At 71.0% G+C, this 18,335-nt stretch carries 17 protein-coding genes; 7 read left to right on the top strand and 10 right to left on the bottom strand.

What is annotated here, in order from left to right:
- The first annotated feature begins 209 nt into the window (after window positions 1-209).
- A complete protein-coding gene (gene phoH2 / locus AA23TX_RS02865) occupies window positions 210-1,502 on the top strand; it encodes an RNA 5'-3' helicase PhoH2 (RefSeq protein WP_155541039.1) in 1,293 nt (430 codons plus the stop codon).
- Between the two features lie 49 nt (window positions 1,503-1,551).
- Here phoH2 and guaB1 read toward each other — a convergent pair whose 3' ends face one another.
- Window positions 1,552-2,991 (bottom strand): GMP reductase, encoded by a 1,440-nt coding sequence (guaB1, locus tag AA23TX_RS02870; RefSeq protein ID WP_155541040.1) that lies wholly within the window; start codon window positions 2,989-2,991, stop codon window positions 1,552-1,554.
- 55 nt (window positions 2,992-3,046) lie between these two features.
- On the opposite strand from guaB1, the gene AA23TX_RS02875 reads away from it, so the two are divergent.
- Both AA23TX_RS02875 and AA23TX_RS02880 read left to right on the top strand, forming a co-directional pair.
- Window positions 3,047-3,514 carry a DUF309 domain-containing protein gene (locus AA23TX_RS02875; RefSeq protein WP_155541041.1) on the top strand — a complete coding sequence of 156 codons (468 nt, stop codon included), beginning with the start codon at window positions 3,047-3,049 and terminating at the stop codon, window positions 3,512-3,514.
- On the top strand, window positions 3,439-4,023 hold the full coding sequence (locus AA23TX_RS02880; RefSeq protein WP_230862318.1) for a hypothetical protein: 585 nt from the start codon (window positions 3,439-3,441) through the stop codon (window positions 4,021-4,023). Before AA23TX_RS02875 ends, AA23TX_RS02880 begins: the two co-directional genes overlap by 76 nt.
- On the opposite strand, the gene AA23TX_RS02885 is transcribed toward AA23TX_RS02880, so the two are convergent.
- Entirely contained in the window at window positions 4,020-4,643 is a 624-nt protein-coding gene (locus AA23TX_RS02885; protein ID WP_155541042.1) for an MBL fold metallo-hydrolase, read from the bottom strand. The genes AA23TX_RS02880 and AA23TX_RS02885 overlap by 4 nt on opposite strands.
- Before the next feature lie 99 nt (window positions 4,644-4,742).
- Between AA23TX_RS02885 and AA23TX_RS02890 the strand changes: the two genes are divergently transcribed.
- Together AA23TX_RS02890 and AA23TX_RS50690 are read left to right on the top strand one after the other, a co-directional pair.
- Entirely contained in the window at window positions 4,743-5,957 is a 1,215-nt protein-coding gene (locus AA23TX_RS02890) for an NADH:flavin oxidoreductase/NADH oxidase family protein (protein WP_155541043.1), read from the top strand.
- Window positions 5,958-6,106: 149 nt separating this feature from the next.
- Window positions 6,107-7,054, top strand: a complete 948-nt coding sequence (locus tag AA23TX_RS50690; protein WP_155541044.1) for a cold-shock protein — start codon at window positions 6,107-6,109, stop codon at window positions 7,052-7,054.
- Window positions 7,055-7,210: 156 nt separating this feature from the next.
- Here AA23TX_RS50690 and AA23TX_RS02900 read toward each other — a convergent pair whose 3' ends face one another.
- The 6 genes from AA23TX_RS02900 to AA23TX_RS02925 form a co-directional block, all read right to left on the bottom strand.
- A complete protein-coding gene (locus AA23TX_RS02900) occupies window positions 7,211-7,816 on the bottom strand; it encodes a Pr6Pr family membrane protein (RefSeq protein WP_155541045.1) in 606 nt (201 codons plus the stop codon).
- An 83-nt stretch (window positions 7,817-7,899) separates the two neighbouring features.
- The gene (locus AA23TX_RS02905; protein ID WP_155541046.1) at window positions 7,900-8,340 is read right to left on the bottom strand and encodes a hypothetical protein; all 441 of its coding nucleotides are present in this window, start codon (window positions 8,338-8,340) and stop codon (window positions 7,900-7,902) included.
- A gap of 159 nt (window positions 8,341-8,499) precedes the next feature.
- Complete coding sequence (locus AA23TX_RS02910; protein ID WP_196425158.1) at window positions 8,500-9,792, bottom strand: S53 family peptidase; 1,293 nt, start codon at window positions 9,790-9,792, stop codon at window positions 8,500-8,502.
- A gap of 136 nt (window positions 9,793-9,928) precedes the next feature.
- Window positions 9,929-11,461 carry an ATP-dependent DNA ligase gene (locus AA23TX_RS02915; RefSeq protein ID WP_155541047.1) on the bottom strand — a complete coding sequence of 511 codons (1,533 nt, stop codon included), beginning with the start codon at window positions 11,459-11,461 and terminating at the stop codon, window positions 9,929-9,931.
- A gap of 40 nt (window positions 11,462-11,501) precedes the next feature.
- Entirely contained in the window at window positions 11,502-13,178 is a 1,677-nt protein-coding gene (locus AA23TX_RS02920; RefSeq protein ID WP_155541048.1) for a PstS family phosphate ABC transporter substrate-binding protein, read from the bottom strand.
- A 51-nt stretch (window positions 13,179-13,229) separates the two neighbouring features.
- Window positions 13,230-14,090, bottom strand: coding sequence for a helix-turn-helix domain-containing protein (locus AA23TX_RS02925; RefSeq protein ID WP_155541049.1), 861 nt, complete (start codon window positions 14,088-14,090; stop codon window positions 13,230-13,232).
- Between the two features lie 99 nt (window positions 14,091-14,189).
- On the opposite strand from AA23TX_RS02925, the gene AA23TX_RS02930 reads away from it, so the two are divergent.
- The gene (locus tag AA23TX_RS02930; protein ID WP_155541050.1) at window positions 14,190-15,215 is read left to right on the top strand and encodes an aldo/keto reductase; all 1,026 of its coding nucleotides are present in this window, start codon (window positions 14,190-14,192) and stop codon (window positions 15,213-15,215) included.
- Window positions 15,216-15,219: 4 nt separating this feature from the next.
- Here AA23TX_RS02930 and AA23TX_RS02935 read toward each other — a convergent pair whose 3' ends face one another.
- Together AA23TX_RS02935 and AA23TX_RS02940 are read right to left on the bottom strand one after the other, a co-directional pair.
- Window positions 15,220-16,617: a class II fumarate hydratase gene (locus AA23TX_RS02935; RefSeq protein WP_155541051.1), complete on the bottom strand. Its 1,398-nt coding sequence runs from the start codon at window positions 16,615-16,617 to the stop codon at window positions 15,220-15,222.
- Window positions 16,618-16,644: 27 nt separating this feature from the next.
- Window positions 16,645-17,268, bottom strand: coding sequence for a hypothetical protein (locus AA23TX_RS02940; RefSeq protein WP_155541052.1), 624 nt, complete (start codon window positions 17,266-17,268; stop codon window positions 16,645-16,647).
- A gap of 77 nt (window positions 17,269-17,345) precedes the next feature.
- Between AA23TX_RS02940 and AA23TX_RS02945 the strand changes: the two genes are divergently transcribed.
- The gene (locus tag AA23TX_RS02945) at window positions 17,346-18,335 is read left to right on the top strand and encodes an NAD(P)/FAD-dependent oxidoreductase (protein WP_196425159.1); all 990 of its coding nucleotides are present in this window, start codon (window positions 17,346-17,348) and stop codon (window positions 18,333-18,335) included.

Here is an 18,335-nt window from a genome sequence, read left to right on the forward strand (position 1 = left end):
GGCCGAGCCGCCTGACCCACCGGTCAGGAGGAGCGGTCCAGCCAGGGAGGTGCCCGGCCCAGCGAGTGCGGGCGTGAGGTGCACACGCCCTCGAGGGAGATGCCGTCGTGACTGCGCAGCGTTTGCCCCGTAAGGCCTCTGGCCGTTCTTCGACCGGTGCCGTTCCTGGCCCGGAGAAAGCCTCGACCTCGCCCGAATCCCAGCAGCACATGTACGTGCTCGACACGTCGGTCCTCCTTTCGGACCCGTGGGCGGTCACCCGCTTCGCCGAGCATGCCGTCGTGCTTCCGCTGGTCGTCATCAGTGAACTGGAGGCGAAGCGCCACCACCCGGAGCTCGGCTGGTTCGCCAGGGAATCCCTGCGCATGCTCGACGACCTGCGCCGGCAGCACGGCAGGCTCGACGCGCCGCTCCCCATCGGGGACCACGGCGGCACGCTGCAGGTGGAGCTGAACCACTCGGACCCGACGGTGCTCCCGGTCGGGTTCCGCACCGACTCCAACGACCACCGGATCCTCGCCTGCGCGCTCAACCTGGCGGCGGAGTTCCCGGCGGTCACGCTGGTGACGAAGGACATCCCGCTGCGGGTCAAGGCGGGTGCGGTCGGGTTGGAGGCCGACGAGTACCGCGCGCAGGAGGTCACGCCTTCGGGCTGGACCGGCATGGCGGACGTGGACGTCGAGCAGGAAGTGCTCGACACGCTGTTCGGCGGCGGCACCGTCGATCCGCTCGAGTACGGCCTGGACGAGCTCACCGAGATGCCCTGCCACACCGGGCTGCGGCTGCTCGCGGGCACGTCCAGCGCGCTGGGGCGGGTCACGGCGGACAAGCGCATCCGGCTGGTGCGCGGCGACCGCGAGGCGTTCGGCCTGCACGGCCGCAGCGCCGAGCAGCGCGTCGCGCTCGACCTGCTGCTCGACTCCGACGTCGGCATCGTCTCCCTCGGCGGCCGCGCCGGCACCGGCAAGTCGGCGCTCGCGCTGTGCGCCGGCCTCGAAGCCGTGATGGAACGCCGTCAGCACCGCAAGGTCGTGGTGTTCCGGCCGGTCTACGCGGTCGGCGGCCAGGACCTCGGGTACCTGCCCGGCTCCGAGAGCGAGAAGATGCAGCCGTGGGCGCAGGCGGTGTTCGACACGCTCGGCGCGCTGGTCAGCCAGGACGTCCTCGACGAGGTCTTCGACCGCGGCATGCTCGAGGTGCTCCCGCTGACGCACATCCGCGGCCGGTCGCTGCACGACACGTTCGTCATCGTCGACGAGGCGCAGTCACTGGAACGGAACGTCCTGCTCACGGTGCTTTCGCGGCTCGGCACGGCGTCGCGGGTGGTGCTCACGCACGACGTCGCCCAGCGCGACAACCTGCGCGTCGGCCGGCACGACGGCGTCTCGGCGGTGATCGAGAAGCTGAAGGGCCACCCGCTGTTCGCGCACGTCACGCTGACGCGCTCGGAGCGCTCGCCGATCGCCGCCCTGGTCACCGAGATGCTGGAGGACCACGGCTGAGCTTGAAGTCGGTGAAGGCCACCTCGGCTCGAGGTGGCCTTCACGGCTTTTACCAGCCGGAAGGAAGGGGGCGGCCTTCGGCGAAGCCGGCCGCCGACTGGACGCCCAGCAGCGCGCGCTCGTGGAACTCCTCCAGGGTGCGCGCGCCCGCGTACGTGCACGACGAGCGGACGCCCGAGCCGATCGAGTCCAGCAGGTCCTCGACGCCCGGCCGGGCCGGGTCGAGGGACATCCGCGACGACGAGATGCCCTCCTCGAACAGCGCCTTGCGCGCGCGTTCGAAGACGTTGTCGGTGCGCGTCCGCGCGCCCACCGCGCGCTTCGACGCCATGCCGAACGACTCCTTGTACGGCCGGCCCTGCTCGTCGAACCGCAGGTCACCGGGGGATTCGTAGGTGCCGGCGAACCACGAGCCGACCATGGCGGCGGACGCGCCCGCGGCCAGCGCCAGCGCGACGTCGCGGGGGTGGCGGACGCCGCCGTCGGCCCAGACGTGCTTGCCCAGCTCACGCGCCGCGGCCGCGCAGTCCGCGACGGCCGAGAACTGCGGGCGGCCCACGCCGGTCATCATCCGCGTGGTGCACATCGCGCCCGGCCCGACGCCGACCTTGACGACGTCGGCGCCGGCCTGGATCAGGTCGCGCGTGCCTTCGGCCGTGACAACGTTCCCGGCGACCACCGGGACCTGCGGCGACACCGACCGCACAGCCTTCAGCGCGGCGATCATCTTCTCCTGGTGCCCGTGCGCGGTGTCGACGACCAGCACGTCGACGCCGGAGCCGAGCACGGCTTCGGCCTTCGCCGCGACGTCGCCGTTGACACCGACCGCGGCGGCGACGCGCAGCTTGCCGTCGCCATCGACCGCCGGGGTGTAGATGTCCGCGCGCAGCGCGCCGACGGCGGTCAGCACGCCCGCGAGGCGGCCGTCGGCGTCCAGGCCGAGCGCCAGTGTCGCGCCGTTGCTGTGCAGCCGCTCGAAGACCTCGCGCGCCGGCGTGGTCAGCGGCACCGCGACAGCGGCCGGCTGCGCGACGTCGCCGAGACGCGCGAAGCGGTCGACACCCGCGCAGGCCGCTTCGTCGACGATGCCGACCGGGCGGCCTTCGCCGTCGACGACCACGACGGCGCCGTGAGCACGCTTGTGGACGAGGTTGAGGGCGTCGGCCACGGCGTCGCCGCCGGTCAGCACCAGCGGCGTGTCCCACACCGTGTGCCGGCTCTTGACCCAGCCGACGATCTCGGCGACGGCGTCACTGTCCACGTCTTGAGGGAGCACCACCAGGCCCCCGCGTCGGGCGACGGTCTCGGCCATCCGGCGGCCGGCGACCGCGGTCATGTTGGCGACGACGATCGGGATGGTCGCGCCGGTACCGTCCGCGGTGGAGAGGTCGACGTCGAAGCGGGACTCCACGTCCGAACGGTTCGGCAGCAGGAACACGTCGTCGTAGGTCAGGTCGTGGGCGGGCCGGTGGCCGTCGAGGAAACGCACGAGTCCCCAGGCTACGTGGCCCGGGCGCGGACGGCGAACGTGGGAGGATCGGAGCATGAGCCGCCGCGACCGCGACACCGAGGGACGGGCCCGCAACGCCCGGCCGCGCGATGGCCTCGGCCGGCCGCTGCCCTACGGCGCCGACGGCGTCGAGCGCCAGCCGGAAGGCATCGCGAGGACCCCGGCGCAAACGCTTGCGGAGGCCCAGCAGCTCCTCGACGACGGCAAGCCGTTCCACGCGCACGAGGTCTTCGAGGACGCGTGGAAGACGACCGACGGGCCCGACCGCGAGCTGTGGCGCGGGATGGCCCAGCTCGCGGTCGGCCTGACGCACGCGGCGCGCGGCAACACGGCCGGGGCGGCGTCACTGCTGGAGCGCGGGGCGGCGAACATCGAGCCGTTCCGGCGTGAGCCGCCGCACGGCATCGACGTCGCCGGGCTGCAGGAGTGGGCGCTCACACTGGCCGAAGAGGCGAAGAGGCGGGTGCGGGTGTCGCCGACGTCGCCGCGGTTGACGTGCTGACCGCGGCCGGGGCCGCGGGCATCGCCGCGGTGGCGTCGCTGATCGGCGTGACGCTCGGCGCGCTGCTCGAACCGCTGAAGCTCAACGCGGCGCGACGCGCGAAGCTGCGGCAGGACCGCGCCGACCGCTGCGCCGGACTGATCGAGGCCGCGACGCGGGCGCGCAAGCACATCATCGACATCAACGTGGTCCACCGCCGCCGGACGCTCGGCAAGGAACGGGAGACGGACGCGCAGCGGGAGGTCGAGTTCGAAGACGGCTACTACACGGCCCGCACCGAAATACGCGCGTTCTACGGGCTGCTCGTGATGAGCGGGCCGGACGAGCTGGTGGAGCAGGCGAACCTGCTCCGCAAGAAGGAGATGGAACTCCACCGCACGCGGTGGGAGCTCGACGCCGACGAGAAGTTCGACCGGGAGTTCCTGCCGGCGCCGGTCCGGCAAGCCAGCGCCGCGTTCGACCGGGCGATCGAGGAGTTCGCCCTCGTCGCCCGGAAGCACACGTCCTAAGCCTCGTCCCAGCCGCTCGAAGCCGCCTTCTCCGCGGCCAACGTCGTGCCGTCGCCGTGGCCCGTGTGGACCTTCGTCGCCTCCGGGAGCGTGAACAGCTTCTCGCGGATCGACTTCACGATCGTCGGGTAGTCCGAATAGGACCGTCCGGTGGCACCGGGGCCGCCGTGGAACAGCGTGTCGCCGGTGAACAGCACGCCCAGGTCCTCCGCGTACAGGCACACCGCGCCCGGCGCGTGCCCTGGCGTGTGGATGACGCGCAGCGCCGTGCCCGCGATCGTGATCGTCTGGCCGTCCGCCAGCTCGCCGTCCGGCGCGCGGTCCGGGTGCGTCTGGTCCCAGAGGACGCGGTCGTCCGGGTGCAGCAGGATCGGCGCGCCGGTGGCCGCGGCGAGCTCCGGGGCCGCGTTGACGTGGTCGTTGTGCGCGTGGGTGCAGACGATCGCGGCCAGCTTCCGCTCGCCGACGACGTTCTCGATCGCCTTCGCGTCGTGGGCCGCGTCGACCACGATCACCGCCGTGTCGTCGCCCACGATCCACACGTTGTTGTCGACGTCCCAGCTGCCTCCGTCGAGCTCGAAGACACCGGAAGTCACCAGGTTCTGCACGATCGCCGTCATGCGCCCGACCCTAATGGTCATCGTGCGGGTCGACGACATACCGACGGTATGCTACTTTCGGGTAATCTTACTGACGGTAAGTTCGAAGGGTGCCGCGCGATGTCCCGTGCTCTGCTGGCCGAGCCGCTCAAGCTGCGCTGCGGCGCCGTCCTGCCCAACCGCCTGGTGAAATCGGCGCTGAGCGAGCAGCTCGGCGACCGCCGGAACGCCCCCACCCCCGAGCTCTTCGAGCTGTACCGGACCTGGGCCCGCGGCGGCGCCGGGGCGCTGATCACCGGGAACGTCATGGTCGATCCCGCCGCGCTCGGCGAGCCGCGCAACGTCGCGGCGACCCCCGATCCCGTGGTCTACCGGCCGTGGGCGCGGGCTGTCGACGGCACGGACACGCGGCTGTGGGTGCAGCTGAACCACCCGGGCCGGCAGAGCCCGCGGTACCTGTCCCGGCAGCCGGTCGCGCCGTCCGCCGTGCCCTTCGGCGATCGAGGCGTGCGTACCGCCTTCGCTGCTCCGCGCGCTCTCACGAGCGAAGAGATCGAAGCGATCATCGAACGCTTCGGCGTCGCGGCGCGCACGTTCGTCGAAGCGGGCTTCGCGGGCGTACAGATCCACGGCGCGCACGGCTACCTCGTCTCGCAGTTCCTTTCCCCGCTGACGAACCTGCGCTCCGACGCCTGGGGCGGCGACGCCGTCCGCCGCCGCCGGTTCCTCCTCGAAGTGGTGCGGCGGGTGCGTACGGCGGTCGGCGACGACGTGCCATTATCGGTCAAGCTCAACAGCGCGGACTTCCAGCGTGGCGGCTTCACCGAGGACGAGTCCCTCGAAGTCGTGCGCGAGCTGGGGGAAGCCGGGCTCGACCTGCTGGAAGTCTCCGGCGGTACGTACGAGAAGGCCGCGATGATGGGTTCGGGCCGGGCGAGCACCTTAGCGCGCGAAGCGTACTTCCTGGACTACGCCGCGAAGGCGCGTTCGGTCTCCGACGTCGCGCTGATGGTCACCGGCGGCTTCGCGACTCCGGACGGCATGACGGCGGCGCTGCGCTCCGGCGAACTCGACGTCATCGGGCTCGGCCGTCCGCTCGTCGTCGCTCCCGATCTGCCGGAGCGGCTGCTGCGCGGCGACGACGTCCGCGCCGAACGGCGGTGCCCGAAGACCGGGATCCGGCTGGCCGACAGCCTGCTGGAGATCCAGTGGCACACCCGGCAGATGCACCGGATCGCCGCGGGCAAGCCGGTCGACCGGCGCGGCGCGCTGCCGACGCTGGTGCGGGCCGGGGTGACCGACGGGCTCAACGCGTTCCGCCGCGTCCGGGCCTGAGACCTGGTCCCGAAACTCGGCGTGTCGCCAGGTGAACCAACGGCCCGCCCCTGGCTCCGCACCGCCCGCCTGTGGGCCCGGCCAGACGGACCGGAGGTCTGTCAGAGAGACTGGGGGCCAGTGCCCGCCCTCTCGACCTGGAGCCGTTGATGCCGCAAGGGACCGTCCGTTGGTTCGACGCCGAACGTGGTTTCGGCTTCCTCGCGCCCGAGGACGGCTCGCCGGACGTGTTCGTGCACGCCTCCGAGATCGTCGGGGACGGCGGCGCGAAAATGCTCCGCGAGGGTCAGGCCGTCGTGTTCGAGGTCGGCGAGAACGACCGCGGGCCCCAGGCGCTGCGCGTTCGCGTCACCGCCGATGCGGCCACCGGCAGCGCCGTGGGCCTGCTCGGCACCATCAACTGGTACGAGCCGGGCAAGGGGTACGGCTTCGCGTCGCCGGACGGCGGCGGCGCCGACATCTTCGTGCACAGCTCCGCCATCGTGACCGGCGGCGTGGTCACCGAGGGGCAGCGGGTGGCCTTCCTGATCGTCGAAGGCGAGCGCGGCCCGCAGGCCGGGCACGTGATCCCGCTGGGAGCCGGGGCCGGCTCACCCGCCGCGGCCGGTATCGCGGACGGTGCCGACGGCACGGTGGCCTGGTACGACGAGGACAAGGGCTTCGGCTTCATCAACCCCGACTCCGGCGCCGGGGACGTCTTCGTACACGCCCGGGCCCTGGCCGAGGGGCTGACGTGGCTCGCGGAGGGCGACCGCGTCGCCTACGAGGTGGCCAGTGGAGACAAGGGCCCGCAGGCCCGCGACGTGCACCTGGTCCGGGGCGCCGAGCCCCAGACGGCGCCGCAGCGGTCGGCACCTGCTGCGGCCGCGGGGCCGGCGGCGCGGGACGTGCCCGCACGAGGCGGCGAGGGCGTCGTCGCGCGCTACGACGACGACCGCGGCTTCGGCTTCATCACCCCGGACGCCGGCGGCGACGATCTCTTCGCCCACGCGTCCGTGATCATGGGGTCGGAGCCGCTGCAGAAGGGTGACCGGGTCCGGTACGCGGTGCGTCAGAGCGACCGGGGCCCGCAGGCCGACCGCGTCGAACGCCTCTGAAGAGGCGGCCCCACCGATGGCTGATCACTTCCCGACGAGAGTGCTCGTCCATCCCCGTCGATGGTGCCGTCGGCAACGCGGCTGCAGCCTCCTCCAGGAGATCGATCTCCCTCGGCGGGTTACGCAGTGACACACCCTTAAGTTTTGAGACCAGGTCTAAACGGGTCGCACCCGGCGCTCGTACAGGAACGCGCCGGCGGCGAGGGCCGTGAAGAAGAGGCCGATGAAGACGCAGTTCAGGGTGACTTGGCCGTAGCCGAGCGCGCCGGCGTCGACGAACGGGTACGGGTAGAAGCCGGTGATCGCGCCGCGCGGCAGCGTGAAGGCGAGCCAGGCCAGCGGGTAGAGCAGGGACCACCCGACCGCGCGCCAGGTCAGCACGCCGCGCGGGCCCGCGAAGAGCCAGCCGAGCACGAACAGGATCGGCGTGACCTTGTGCAGCATGGTGTCGGCGAACAGCGAAAGGCCGTGCAGCTCGGACAGGCCGGCGAGGGCCACCTGGTAGACGATGCCCGTCACGATGATGCCGACGAGCGCGTCGAGCCAGAGCACGGCGAACAGCTTCGTGCGGATGGCACCCAGCGCGACGAGCACCGAGGCGGCGGTGACCAGCAGGTTCGAGTCGATGGTGAAGAAGCAGAGCAGGTTCGCGACCCGGCCGCCGGGATCCGTCGCGGACGCGACCACCTGGGAGACGAGGCCGGTCAGCGCCACCACGGCGGTGACCGCGAACCAGGCGCGGGTGAGCTTTTCGCTGCGCATCCCCGGAGGATAGTTCCACTGTGGACGAATGCGCCTGTTGCCGGACGCGCCCCGGTGCTGTGCGGCACCGGGGCGCCCGGTCGTCAAGCCGTGGTGAGCGAGTCCCGGAGCGCGGTGAACGCTTCGTACTCGGCCTTCTGGTCCACCGGCAGCTGGTAACTGGCGGCGAGCAGCTTCGGCACGGAGGGGAGGATGCTGAGCTTGAAGCTCTGCCCTTCCGTCGTCTTGATCACGAACCGGCCCTGCAGGTCACGCTTCTTGACCGAGGCCCGGTTCGCGTCCGTGATCGTCAGCGGGGTGCCCGCCGTGACCGTGCCGCTCTTTTCTTCGAGCGGCACGATCACGAGGTCGGTCTGCCCCGGCCGGAAACCCACCGCGAAATTGCTGACGGTGGTGGTGCGGAAAACGATGAAGTTCTTTTGCTTGATTTCCGCGGCGTACACCTTGGTGTAGCTCGTCCCGTCGGCGACGGCCCCGTCGAAAGCGGCGTGGATCGCCGTTTTCAGCTCTTCCTTGCTTGCCACTTGTACTCCTCCATGACCGCTCGGGGACTGAGCGGGTCTTCAGGGAGCAGCATCGTACTGACGACCGGGTCCGCGTCCTGTGGGTAAAATTCCTGTCATTTCCCGCGTCGAATAAACCGAATATCGCTGATTCCGGTTAAATTGTCAGCGCAGTGTTTGTCAACGCAGTGCTTTCACCAGTGCGGGAACGAAAACCGACGCGTCGACCGTGCCCCAGCCACTGGCGATGTCGAAGCCTTTCGCCGCGGTGAAACCGGTGACACCGTCTTGGCTGTTGTCACCTTCGGTGACGTCGACGATGCCCGCCTTCGTGCCCGCCGGGCCGAGCTTCGTGTACAGCGCCGGGTTGATCTGGCCGAGCCTGCCGTGCTTGGCCTGCACCGCGAGCGCGAGCACGCCGGCGAACAGCGGCGCGGACTGCGACGTCCCGTACACGCCTTCCATGCTGATGTCCGGGAACGAGCGCATCTTGCTGCCGGTGATCTTCTTGACGCCGTCCTGCCAGTTCGGCCGCGCGTACGTCTTCGACAGCCCGGCGCCTTCGGAGAAACCGTTGTCGGCGACGTTCACGACGTCGTCCGCCTTGGTGCGCGCGCCGTTCGCGTCGAGGTGCAGCTGCGTGCCGCCGAGCGTCGTGACGCGCGGGTCGGACGCCGGCCAGCTCGCGACGCGGTACGGGTAGTTGCCCGGGCCGTAGAGGTACCCGCCGGTCGGGCCGTCGTCACCGGAGGAGGCGACCATCGTGACCCCGGCCTTGCTCGCGCGGTCGAGCGCCGGGTCGAGCGTCTTGATCGAGTCGAACGACGGGAAGTTCTCTTCGGTGGTGCCGAAGCTCATCGAGATGACGTCGGCCAGCTTGTGCTCGGTCATGTAGTCGACGGCGTGCATCATCTCGGGCAGGCCGGTGAAGCCCTGCGTCTCCGCGACGGGCGTCGCCGCGACGATGATCTTCGCGTTCGGCGCCATGGCGTGCATCATCGTGACGTCGAGGTCGGTCTCGCCGCCCCAGCCCTGGCAGGTCGCGGTGTCGACGCCGGGGTCGGTGCACGCGGGCACCGCGCCGGACGGCTCGATGACCTCGACGTTCGCCGGCGGCAGGCCGTGGTTCTTCGAGTACGTGTCGAGAACCTGCTTGACCTGGTCGTCGCCGAAGGACACCAGTGTCGCGACGGTGCTGCCCGCGCCGGTGATCCCGGCGTTCCACAGCTTCGTCGCGTTGTACGCGGTGCTCTCCTTGGGCAGCGACGCCATCGCCGCTTCCAGCTTGGCGACGCGCTTCTGCACGGTGTCGGCGCCGACGAACGACTGCGCGGCCGCCGAGAAGTGGTGCTTCGACGGCTGGTGCCCGGTGTTCGGCGTGCTCGGCACCGGCGTGGCCGACGCCGGAACGGCGAACGCGGTCACGAGCAGGGTGGTGCTCGCGAGCAAACCGGACACAGCGCGCACTCTCATGCTTTCTCCCTTGGCTGAAGGAAACTCCGTCAGCCACTCTGCTCAGGAGCGGGAGAGGGCAACATCGACTTTCGTCTTTCCTTTTACGAGGAAAGCACCGCGGAGACGCCCGATGTCGTGATCGATACTTTCGTCGTCAGCTCCCTTCCGAGCGGTCGCCGTGCAGCAATCCGCGGACGGTGTCGATCGTGTCCGCCTCCGCCGGGTCTTTGTCCGGGCGGTAGCGGACCACCCGCGCGAACCGCAGCGCCAGCCCGCCCGGGTAACGCGTCGAAACCTGGGCGCTGTCCAGCTCGATCTCCACCACGACCTCCGGGCGGACGTACACCGTCCAGTCGTCGCGGTGGGTCTCGATCTCCTGGAACGTCCTCGTCTGCCACGCGAGGATCTCGTCGGTCATGCCCTTGAACGTCTTGCCCACCATGATCGGCGGGCCGCCGTCCGGGTCGCGTGCGCCCAGGTGCAGGTTCGACAGCGAGCCCGTGCGCCGCCCGTGGCCCCACTCGGCCGCGAGCACCACGAGGTCGATCGTGTGCACCGGCTTGACCTTGAGCCACGCCCGCCCGCGCCGCCCGGCCGCGTACGGTGACGCCAGGTCCTTGACCATCACCCCTTCGTGCCCGGCCTCCATCGCCGCCTCCAGCACGGCGGCCGCTCCCGCCACACCCACCTCGCCGGGGATCACGTGCGCTCCGGCGACCTTGCGCAGGGCCGCGTTGCGTTCGGACAGCGGCGCGTCCAGCAGGTCGACGCCGTCGAGGTGCAGGCAGTCGAAGAAGTACGGCCGCAGCAGCAGCGCCTTCACCTGCTCGTCGCGCGTGCTGCCGAACCGGCTCATCGTGTCCTGGAACGGCCGCGGCCGCCCGGCGTCGGTCAGCGCCAGCGTTTCGCCGTCGAGGACCACGGACTCGCACGGCAGCGCCCGCACGAGCTCGACCAGCTCCTGCACGCTCCCGGTGATCTCGCGCAGCGTCCGCGTCCAGACGTGCACCTCGTCACCCTGGCGGTGCACCTGGATCCGCGCACCGTCCATCTTGTACTCGACGATCGCCTCGGCGTGCTCGGCGACGGCTTCGTCCAGCGACTCCGCCGGCGACGCGAGCATGGGCTTGATCGGCGTGCCCAGCGTCAGCCGGAACTCCGCCAGCGCTTCCTGCCCACCGGTCAGCGCCGCGACGCCGGTGACGCCGAGCTTCCCGGACAGCATGAACGCGCGCCGCACGTCGACGGCCGGCACCTCGGCCGCCGCCGCGATCGCGTCGATCATCACGCCCTCGAGCGCACCCTGCCGCAGCTCGCCGGTGACCAGCCGGAACAGGAACTGCTGCTCCTCCTCGGTGAGCCGGGCGAACAGTTCCCGCAGCACGTCCTGCCGTCGTGTCGAAGAGCCCGTGCCCGCGGCTACGCCGGCGGCCTCTGTCAAGGCCGCGTCCACCTCCAGCACCGTGATCACCGGCGACGCGGCGGGTGACGCGCCGAGCCCGGCCAGGGTGCGCCAGCCCGCACCCAGCCGGTCCTGCGCCGTCTGCCCGGTCAGGTAGGCGATGACCGTGGCCAGCTCGGTGAACTCGGCCGCGCGCAGCAGTGCGGCCAGGATGGCGATCTTCGCCTTCCTGGACCTCGTCGCCGCCAGCTCGGCGGACGCCCGGACTATCTCGCTCAGCAACACCCGGACATCATGACCCGGACCACCGACAATTTCAGGACGGTCAGATGTCCGGCCTGGTGCAGAGGGGGTCGAGCAGGCCGTCCTTGGCCACGCAAGGGGTGTACCCGGCGTCCTGCAGCTCCGCCCGCGCGGTCGGGCTCGCCAGGTAGTCGAGGAACCGCTTCAGCACGCTCCCGTTCGACGGCACGCCCTTGGTGTAGAGGTACTCGACGGTCCAGAACCGATACCCGGCGTCGATGGTCGTGACGTCGGGGTAGTGGCCGTCGAGCTGCACGATGCCGAGCTGGTTGCGGGCCGCTGCTGCTTTCGCCGCGGGGACGTCGGCGTACCCGATCGCGCCCGGCACGGCGGCGACTTCGGTGAGCACCTCGGCGGTCGTGCCGCGCTCGCAGCGCGTGGTCGCCGCAGCCGGGTCGCGCTCGGGCTTGCGGCACGAGTCCGACGTCAGCCGGTCCTCCGCGCCGCCGAGCACCTTCTGCTCGAAGGTCTTGCGCGTGCCCGACTCCTGCCCGCGCCCGACGATCCCGATCGGCACCGACGGCCCCGGCCGCAGCTGGTCCCAGTTCCGCACCCGGCCGCTGAAGATGTCCTTGACCTGCTGGATCGTCAGATTGTCGACCCCGGCGCCGCGGTTGACGACCAGCGTGTAGACGACCACCGCGACGGCCTTCGCCTCCAGGTCCGGGCCTGCTTCGCCGGACCGGCCGTCCGAGAGCACCGCCAGCTCGTCCTTGCCGGCGGCGTCGACCGGGGCGAGCGCGCGAACGCCGGTGACGCTGCCGGTCGCGCGGGTCGTGATCGCCGCGCCGTCGCACTGGCCGTGGTACTCGGCGGCGATGCTGTCGATGATCGGGACGAACGCGCTCGACCCCTCGACCGACAGCTTGCCGGTGGCGCACTGCGCGGAGTCGCCCGGCCGGGACCACGAGACCAGCAGTGTCGCGAGCAGGGCGCCGGTCAGCAGCACGCCGACCGCCGTCGTGATGACCGGCCAGCCGAACCGGCGCTGCTTGCGGTCGTCCTTGATCCGGCCGGCGGCGAGCCGCGCGTGGTGGTCGATCTCCTTGCTGATCTCGCCTTCGTACCCGTCGGACTCCCGCAGGACGACGACCAGCTTGAACTTTTCCTTGCGCTTCAAGGAAAGCCGCGCGAACCGCACGCCGTGCCACTCGGGCGCCTCGGGCGGTGCCTCAGCCGCGGCGAGCCCGGCCAGCCGTTTCGGCAGCAGCGCGCGTACGCGAGAGAGCTTCACCGCTTCGACCGGCTTCTGCGGCGTCTCGCGGGTGAAGAACTCGAGGCCGTCGCGGACGTGCTGGCGCAGGCCGTCGTCGGTCGCGTCGGACACGCGCGCGTCCCAGACGATCCGGCTGCCGAAGGTGAACGAGAGCGGGATTTCGAAGTCGCCCGGCGCGATGTCGAAGCTGCCGGTGTTGTGCACCCGGATGACGACGATGCTCATCCGGTCGAGCAGCCGCGCGACCTGCTCCAGCTGCGGGGCCGCCTGCGCGGAGCCGTTTTCGCCGTCGTGCAGGTCGATCGGGGACAGCCCGATCTTGGAGTTGTAGAGCACCCGGAACGTCAGCCGGCGCCGCCGGATGAAGTAGCGGTCGATGAACGGCGCGGCGATCGCGACCAGCGCGGCGAGGCCCAGGACGAGGCTGCCGGAGTCCGAGCTCAGGATTTCGGCGAGTGACTGCATCGTCGCGCCGACGCCCACCGTGCTGCTCCTCTACCCCTGACTCCCCAGGTGAAGCAGCCTAAGGAGCGCTCACCCGGCGTGGGGTTCCGACGACCGAGTGTTCACCGGTCGTTCATCGGCGACCCAGCTGGCCAGCAGGCCGAGCGCGCGTTCGGTCTCCGACCCGGGTTCGGCGTGGTAGACGACCATGCCCTGGTCGGGGTCCTGGGGCAGGCGGAGCGTCTCGTAGCGCAGCCGCAGCTCGCCGACGACGGGGTTGCGCAGCACCTTCCACCCCTGCGCCTTCTCCAGCACCGCGTGCTCGGCCCACAGCTTCCGGAACTGTTCGCTGGCCAGGGACAGCTCACCGATCAGCTGGGCGAACCGCGGGTCGCCGGGATGCCGTCCGCTCTCCGCGCGCAGGTTCGCGACCAGCTCGCGGCACACCGCGTCGTACTCCGGGTGCAGCTGCTTCGCGCGCTCGTCGAGGAAGATCAGCTTCGGCATGTTGCGCTCGTCCAGGTCGGCGAAGGCGAACGCGACCGCGCCGCCGAGCGCGTTCCACGCCAGCACGTCCATGTACCGGCCGAAGACGAACGCCGGCGCCTGGATCGCGTCCAGGAGCTGCTGCAGCTCGGGCCGGACCCGCTGCGGCGCGCGCTCGTCACGGCGCTTGGGCGCGGCGAGGTTGCGCAGGTAGGACTCCTCACCGGCGTTGAGCCGCAGCGCGCGGGCCAGCGCGTCGAGGATCGCGTCCGAGACGTTCTTCGCGCGGCCCTGCTCCAGCCGCGTGTAGTAGTCGACGCTGATGCCGGACAGCTGCGCCAGCTCCTCGCGCCGCAGGCCCTTGACCCGCCGCTGCGTGATCCCGGGCGGGAGGCCCAGGTCGGCGGGGTCCAGTGCGGCGCGGCGCGCCTTCAGGAAGGCGCCCAGCTCGGCTGCGTCACTCATGCCTCCAGTATTCCCGGCTGGCGGTTTCCCGCCTGGTACTGCCAGACCCAGGTCGAGCGTGACCTGGTCCGTCCGCTTCGCCGCTTCCAGAGTGGTGGCATGAAACGACGAACTTTGGGCGGCACGGGCATCTCGGTCAGCGAATACGCGTTCGGCGCGATGATGCTGGGCAAGTGGGGCAATCCGGACCACGAGGAAGGCGTCCGGATGCTGCACACCGCGCTCGACGCGGGGGTCAACTTCTGGGACACCGCGGACATGTACAGCGACGGCGAGAACGAGCGGATCGTCGGCCAGGCGCTGAAGGGCCGCCGCGACGACGTCGTGCTGGCCACCAAGGGCTTCTTCCAGATGGGTGCCGACCCCAACCAGGGCGGGCTCTCGAGGCGTTGGCTGACCCGGGCCCTGGACGACAGTCTCCGGCGGCTCGACACCGACTACGTCGACCTCTACCAAGTCCACCGGCCGGACCCGGCCACCGACATCGAGGAAACCCTGTCGGTGCTGACGGATTTCGTGCGGCAGGGCAAGGTCCGCGCGATCGGGTCGTCGGACTTCCCGGCCGAGCAGATCGTGGAAGCCCAGTGGGTGGCGGAAAAGCGCGGCCTGGCACGGTTCCGCGCCGAGCAGCCGCCGTACTCGATCTTCAACCGGGCGATCGAGGCCGCCGTGCTGCCGACCGCGCGGAAGTACGGCATGGGCGTGCTGACCTGGAGCCCGCTGGCCAGCGGCTGGCTGTCGGGAAAGTACCTGAAACCGTCCGATGTGGACCTTTCCGAAGGCCGCCGGACGTTGCAGGCGCACAAGTTCGACCCGGCGCTGCCGGAGAACGCCGTCAAGTTCGAGGCGATCGCGCAGCTGAAGAAGATCGCCGACGACCTGGGCCGGCCGCTCACGCACCTGGCGACGGCGTTCGTCCGGGCCCACCCGGGCGTGACGTCGGCGATCATCGGCCCCCGCACGCCGTCACAGCTCGACGACCTGCTGGCGGGCGCGGACCTGGTGCTGGACGACGAGGTGCTGGACCGCATCGACGAGATCGTCCCGCCGGGCACGGACCTGAACCCGGCCGAGAAGGACTACACCCCGCCGGCGCTGGCGGACGCGCGCCTGCGCCGGCGGTAGCGGGTCACTTGCCGCCGCGGGCCATGCGGAGGACGTCGAGCGCTTCGTCGAGCTGCTCTTCGGTGAGCTTGCCGTCCTTCACGTACCCGCGTTCGATGACGACTTCGCGGATCGTCTTCAGCTCCTTCAACGCCTGCTTCGCCACCGCAGCCGCTTCTTCGTAGCCGATGTACTTGTTCAACGGCGTCACGATCGACGGCGAACCCTCGGCGTACTGGCGGGCGCGGTCGACGTTGGCCTTGACGCCGTCGAACACCTTGTCCGCCAGCAGCCGCGAGACGGCGGCGAGCAGGCGCGCCGACTCGAGGACGTTGCGGGCGATCACCGGCAGGTTGACGTTCAGCTGGAAGTTGCCCGCGGCTCCGGCGAAGGCGACGGCCGCGTCGTTTCCGATCACCTGCGCGACCACCTGCAGCGTCGCCTCCGGGATGACCGGGTTGACCTTGCCCGGCATGATCGACGAGCCCGGCTGCAGGTCCGGCAGCGCCAGCTCGGCCAGGCCGGTGCGCGGGCCGGAACCCAGCCAGCGCAGGTCGTTGGCGATCTTGTTGAGCGACACGGCGACGGTGCGCAGGTGCCCGGACGTCTCGACGACGCTGTCCTGCGTCGCCTGCGCCTCGAAGTGGTCGCGGGCCTCGGTCAGCGGCAGGCCGGTGACGGTGGCGAGCTCGGTCGCCACGCTCGAGCCGAAGCCGTCCGGCGCGTTGAGGCCCGAGCCGACGGCCGTGCCGCCGATCGGCAGCTCGCCCAGCCGCGGCAGGCCCGACTTCAGCCGTTCGATGCCGAAGCGGACCTGCGAGGCCCACGCGCCGGCTTCCTGGCCGAGGGTGATCGGGACGGCGTCCATGAGGTGCGTGCGACCGGACTTCACGACATCGGTCCACTCCGCGGCGCGGACCTCGATGGCGCCGGCGAGGTACTCAAGCGCCGGGATGACGTCCTTGAGGACGGCTTCGGTCGCGGCGACGTGGATGGTCGTGGGAAAGGTGTCGTTCGACGACTGCGAGGCGTTGACGTGGTCGTTCGGGTGCACGTCCTTGCCGAGGGCCCGGGTGGCGAGGGTGGCGATCACCTCGTTGGCGTTCATGTTCGACGACGTCCCCGAGCCGGTCTGGAAGACGTCGATCGGGAAGTGCGCGTCGTGGGCACCTTCGGCGACCTCGTCGGCGGCTTCGGCGATGGCGTTCGCGACGTCGGCGTCGAGCACGCCGAGCTTGAGGTTCACGCGCGCGGCAGCGGCCTTGAGCAGGCCGAGCGCGCGGATCTGGGCGCGCTCCAGGCCCCGGCCGGAGATGGGGAAGTTCTCGACGGCCCGCTGGGTCTGCGCCCGGTAGAGCGCGTCGACCGGCACGCGGACCTCGCCCATGGTGTCGTGTTCGATCCGGTATTCCTGGTCAGCCATGACACCGATTCTGGACCTGTTCGCGAGTCACCGCGTGGTGGCGTTGCGCACCCTGCGCCGTTCGCCGGCCACCGCCGTGACGGCGACCGCCGCCACCAGGCACGCCGCGCCCAGAGACCCCGACACCAGCGGCACCGCCGGCGCTTGCCGCCCGGCGAGCTGCGTCGCGACGAGCCCGGCCGGATCCTCGACGACGTCCACCCGGCCGCCCACCGCCAGCCGTGTCCCGGCGCCCGGGTCGAGCGATTCCGGGCTGCCGTCCGGGTTCCGCACGTCGTAGGTGTAAGCGGGGCCACCCCGCAGCCGGTGCGCGTGTTCGGCGGTCACCAGCACGTCGACCGGCTTTCCCCGCGCGAGCAGGACCTCGTCGCCGATCGCCGTCCAGCCGCCGAGCACCGCGGCGAGCACCGGCAGCAGCGCGAGGAGCGCGAGCAGGAGGCCCGTCCGCGCCAGCCAGCGGCCGACCACGACCAGAGCCGCGAACGCGCCGAAGACGAACGGGAGGAAGCCCACCGGTTCGGCCGACGGCAGTCCCAGCCACACCGCGAGCACCAACCAGCCGAGCAGCGCCACGACCGCCGCCGCTCCGCTCAGCGCCGTCCGCCGCGCACCCCACGGTGGCCGCCGGTCGTCGGGGCGCCTGTGTCGCACGCCGTCGAGTGAACTCCGATCCCGCTAGGATCGGATGTGTTCTCGATCACCGCCATCCACCACTGGCTGGAGCGAGCATGACTGACGTTTCTGGGGACTCCTACGACCTCGTGATCATCGGCGCGGGCCCGACCGGCCTCTTCGCCGCCTACTACGCCGGGTTCCGCGGCCTTTCGATGGCGGTGGTCGACTCGCTGCCCGAGCCCGGCGGCCAGGTGACGGCGATGTACCCCGAGAAGATGATCTACGACGTCGGCGGGTTCGCCGAGGTCCGCGGCCGCGACCTCATCGACGGCCTGGTGAAGCAGGCCGCGCCGTTCAAGCCGAAGTACCTGCTGGGGCGCAAGGCCGAAAAGCTGGAGTCGACGGAAACCGGGGTCGAGCTGACCCTCGACGGCGGCGAAACCCTCAAGGCCCGCGCGGTGCTCGTCACCGCGGGCATCGGCGAGTTCACCCCGCGCCCGCTGCCGGCCGGCGACGGCTGGCTCGGCCGCGGCATGGTCCACTTCGTGCCGTCGCTGCAGGTGCACGCCGGGCAGCACGTCGTGGTCGTCGGCGGGGGCGACTCCGCCTTCGACTGGATCCTCGCCCTGCACCCGGTCGCGGCGAGCGTGACGCTCGTCCACCGCCGCGCCAAGTTCCGGGCCGCCGAGTCGATCGTCCGGCAGGCGCGCGAGCTCGGTACCCGGATCATCACCGACGCCGAGGTCACGCGGTTCGTCGAAAACGAGAGCGGTGCGCTCGAAGCCGTCGACCTCTCGATCAAGGGCGCCGGTGACGAACGGCTGCCGGCCAACGCCGTCGTCGCGGCCCTCGGGTTCACCGCCGACCTCGGCCCGATCGAGAGCTGGGGCCTGGAGATCGACCACCGGGCCATCGCGGTCGACTCGACGATGGCCACCGCGCGCGAACGCGTCTACGCCGCCGGCGACGTCGCCGCGTACCCGGGGAAGGTCAAGCTGATCGCGACCGGCTTCGGCGAGGCCGCGACGGCCGTCAACAACATCGCCGTCGCCCTCGACCCGGACGCCCACCTGTTCCCAGGCCACTCGAGCAACGCCGAGTAA

It is taken from the genome of Amycolatopsis camponoti (assembly GCF_902497555.1).
GTDB lineage: Bacteria > Actinomycetota > Actinomycetes > Mycobacteriales > Pseudonocardiaceae > Amycolatopsis > Amycolatopsis camponoti.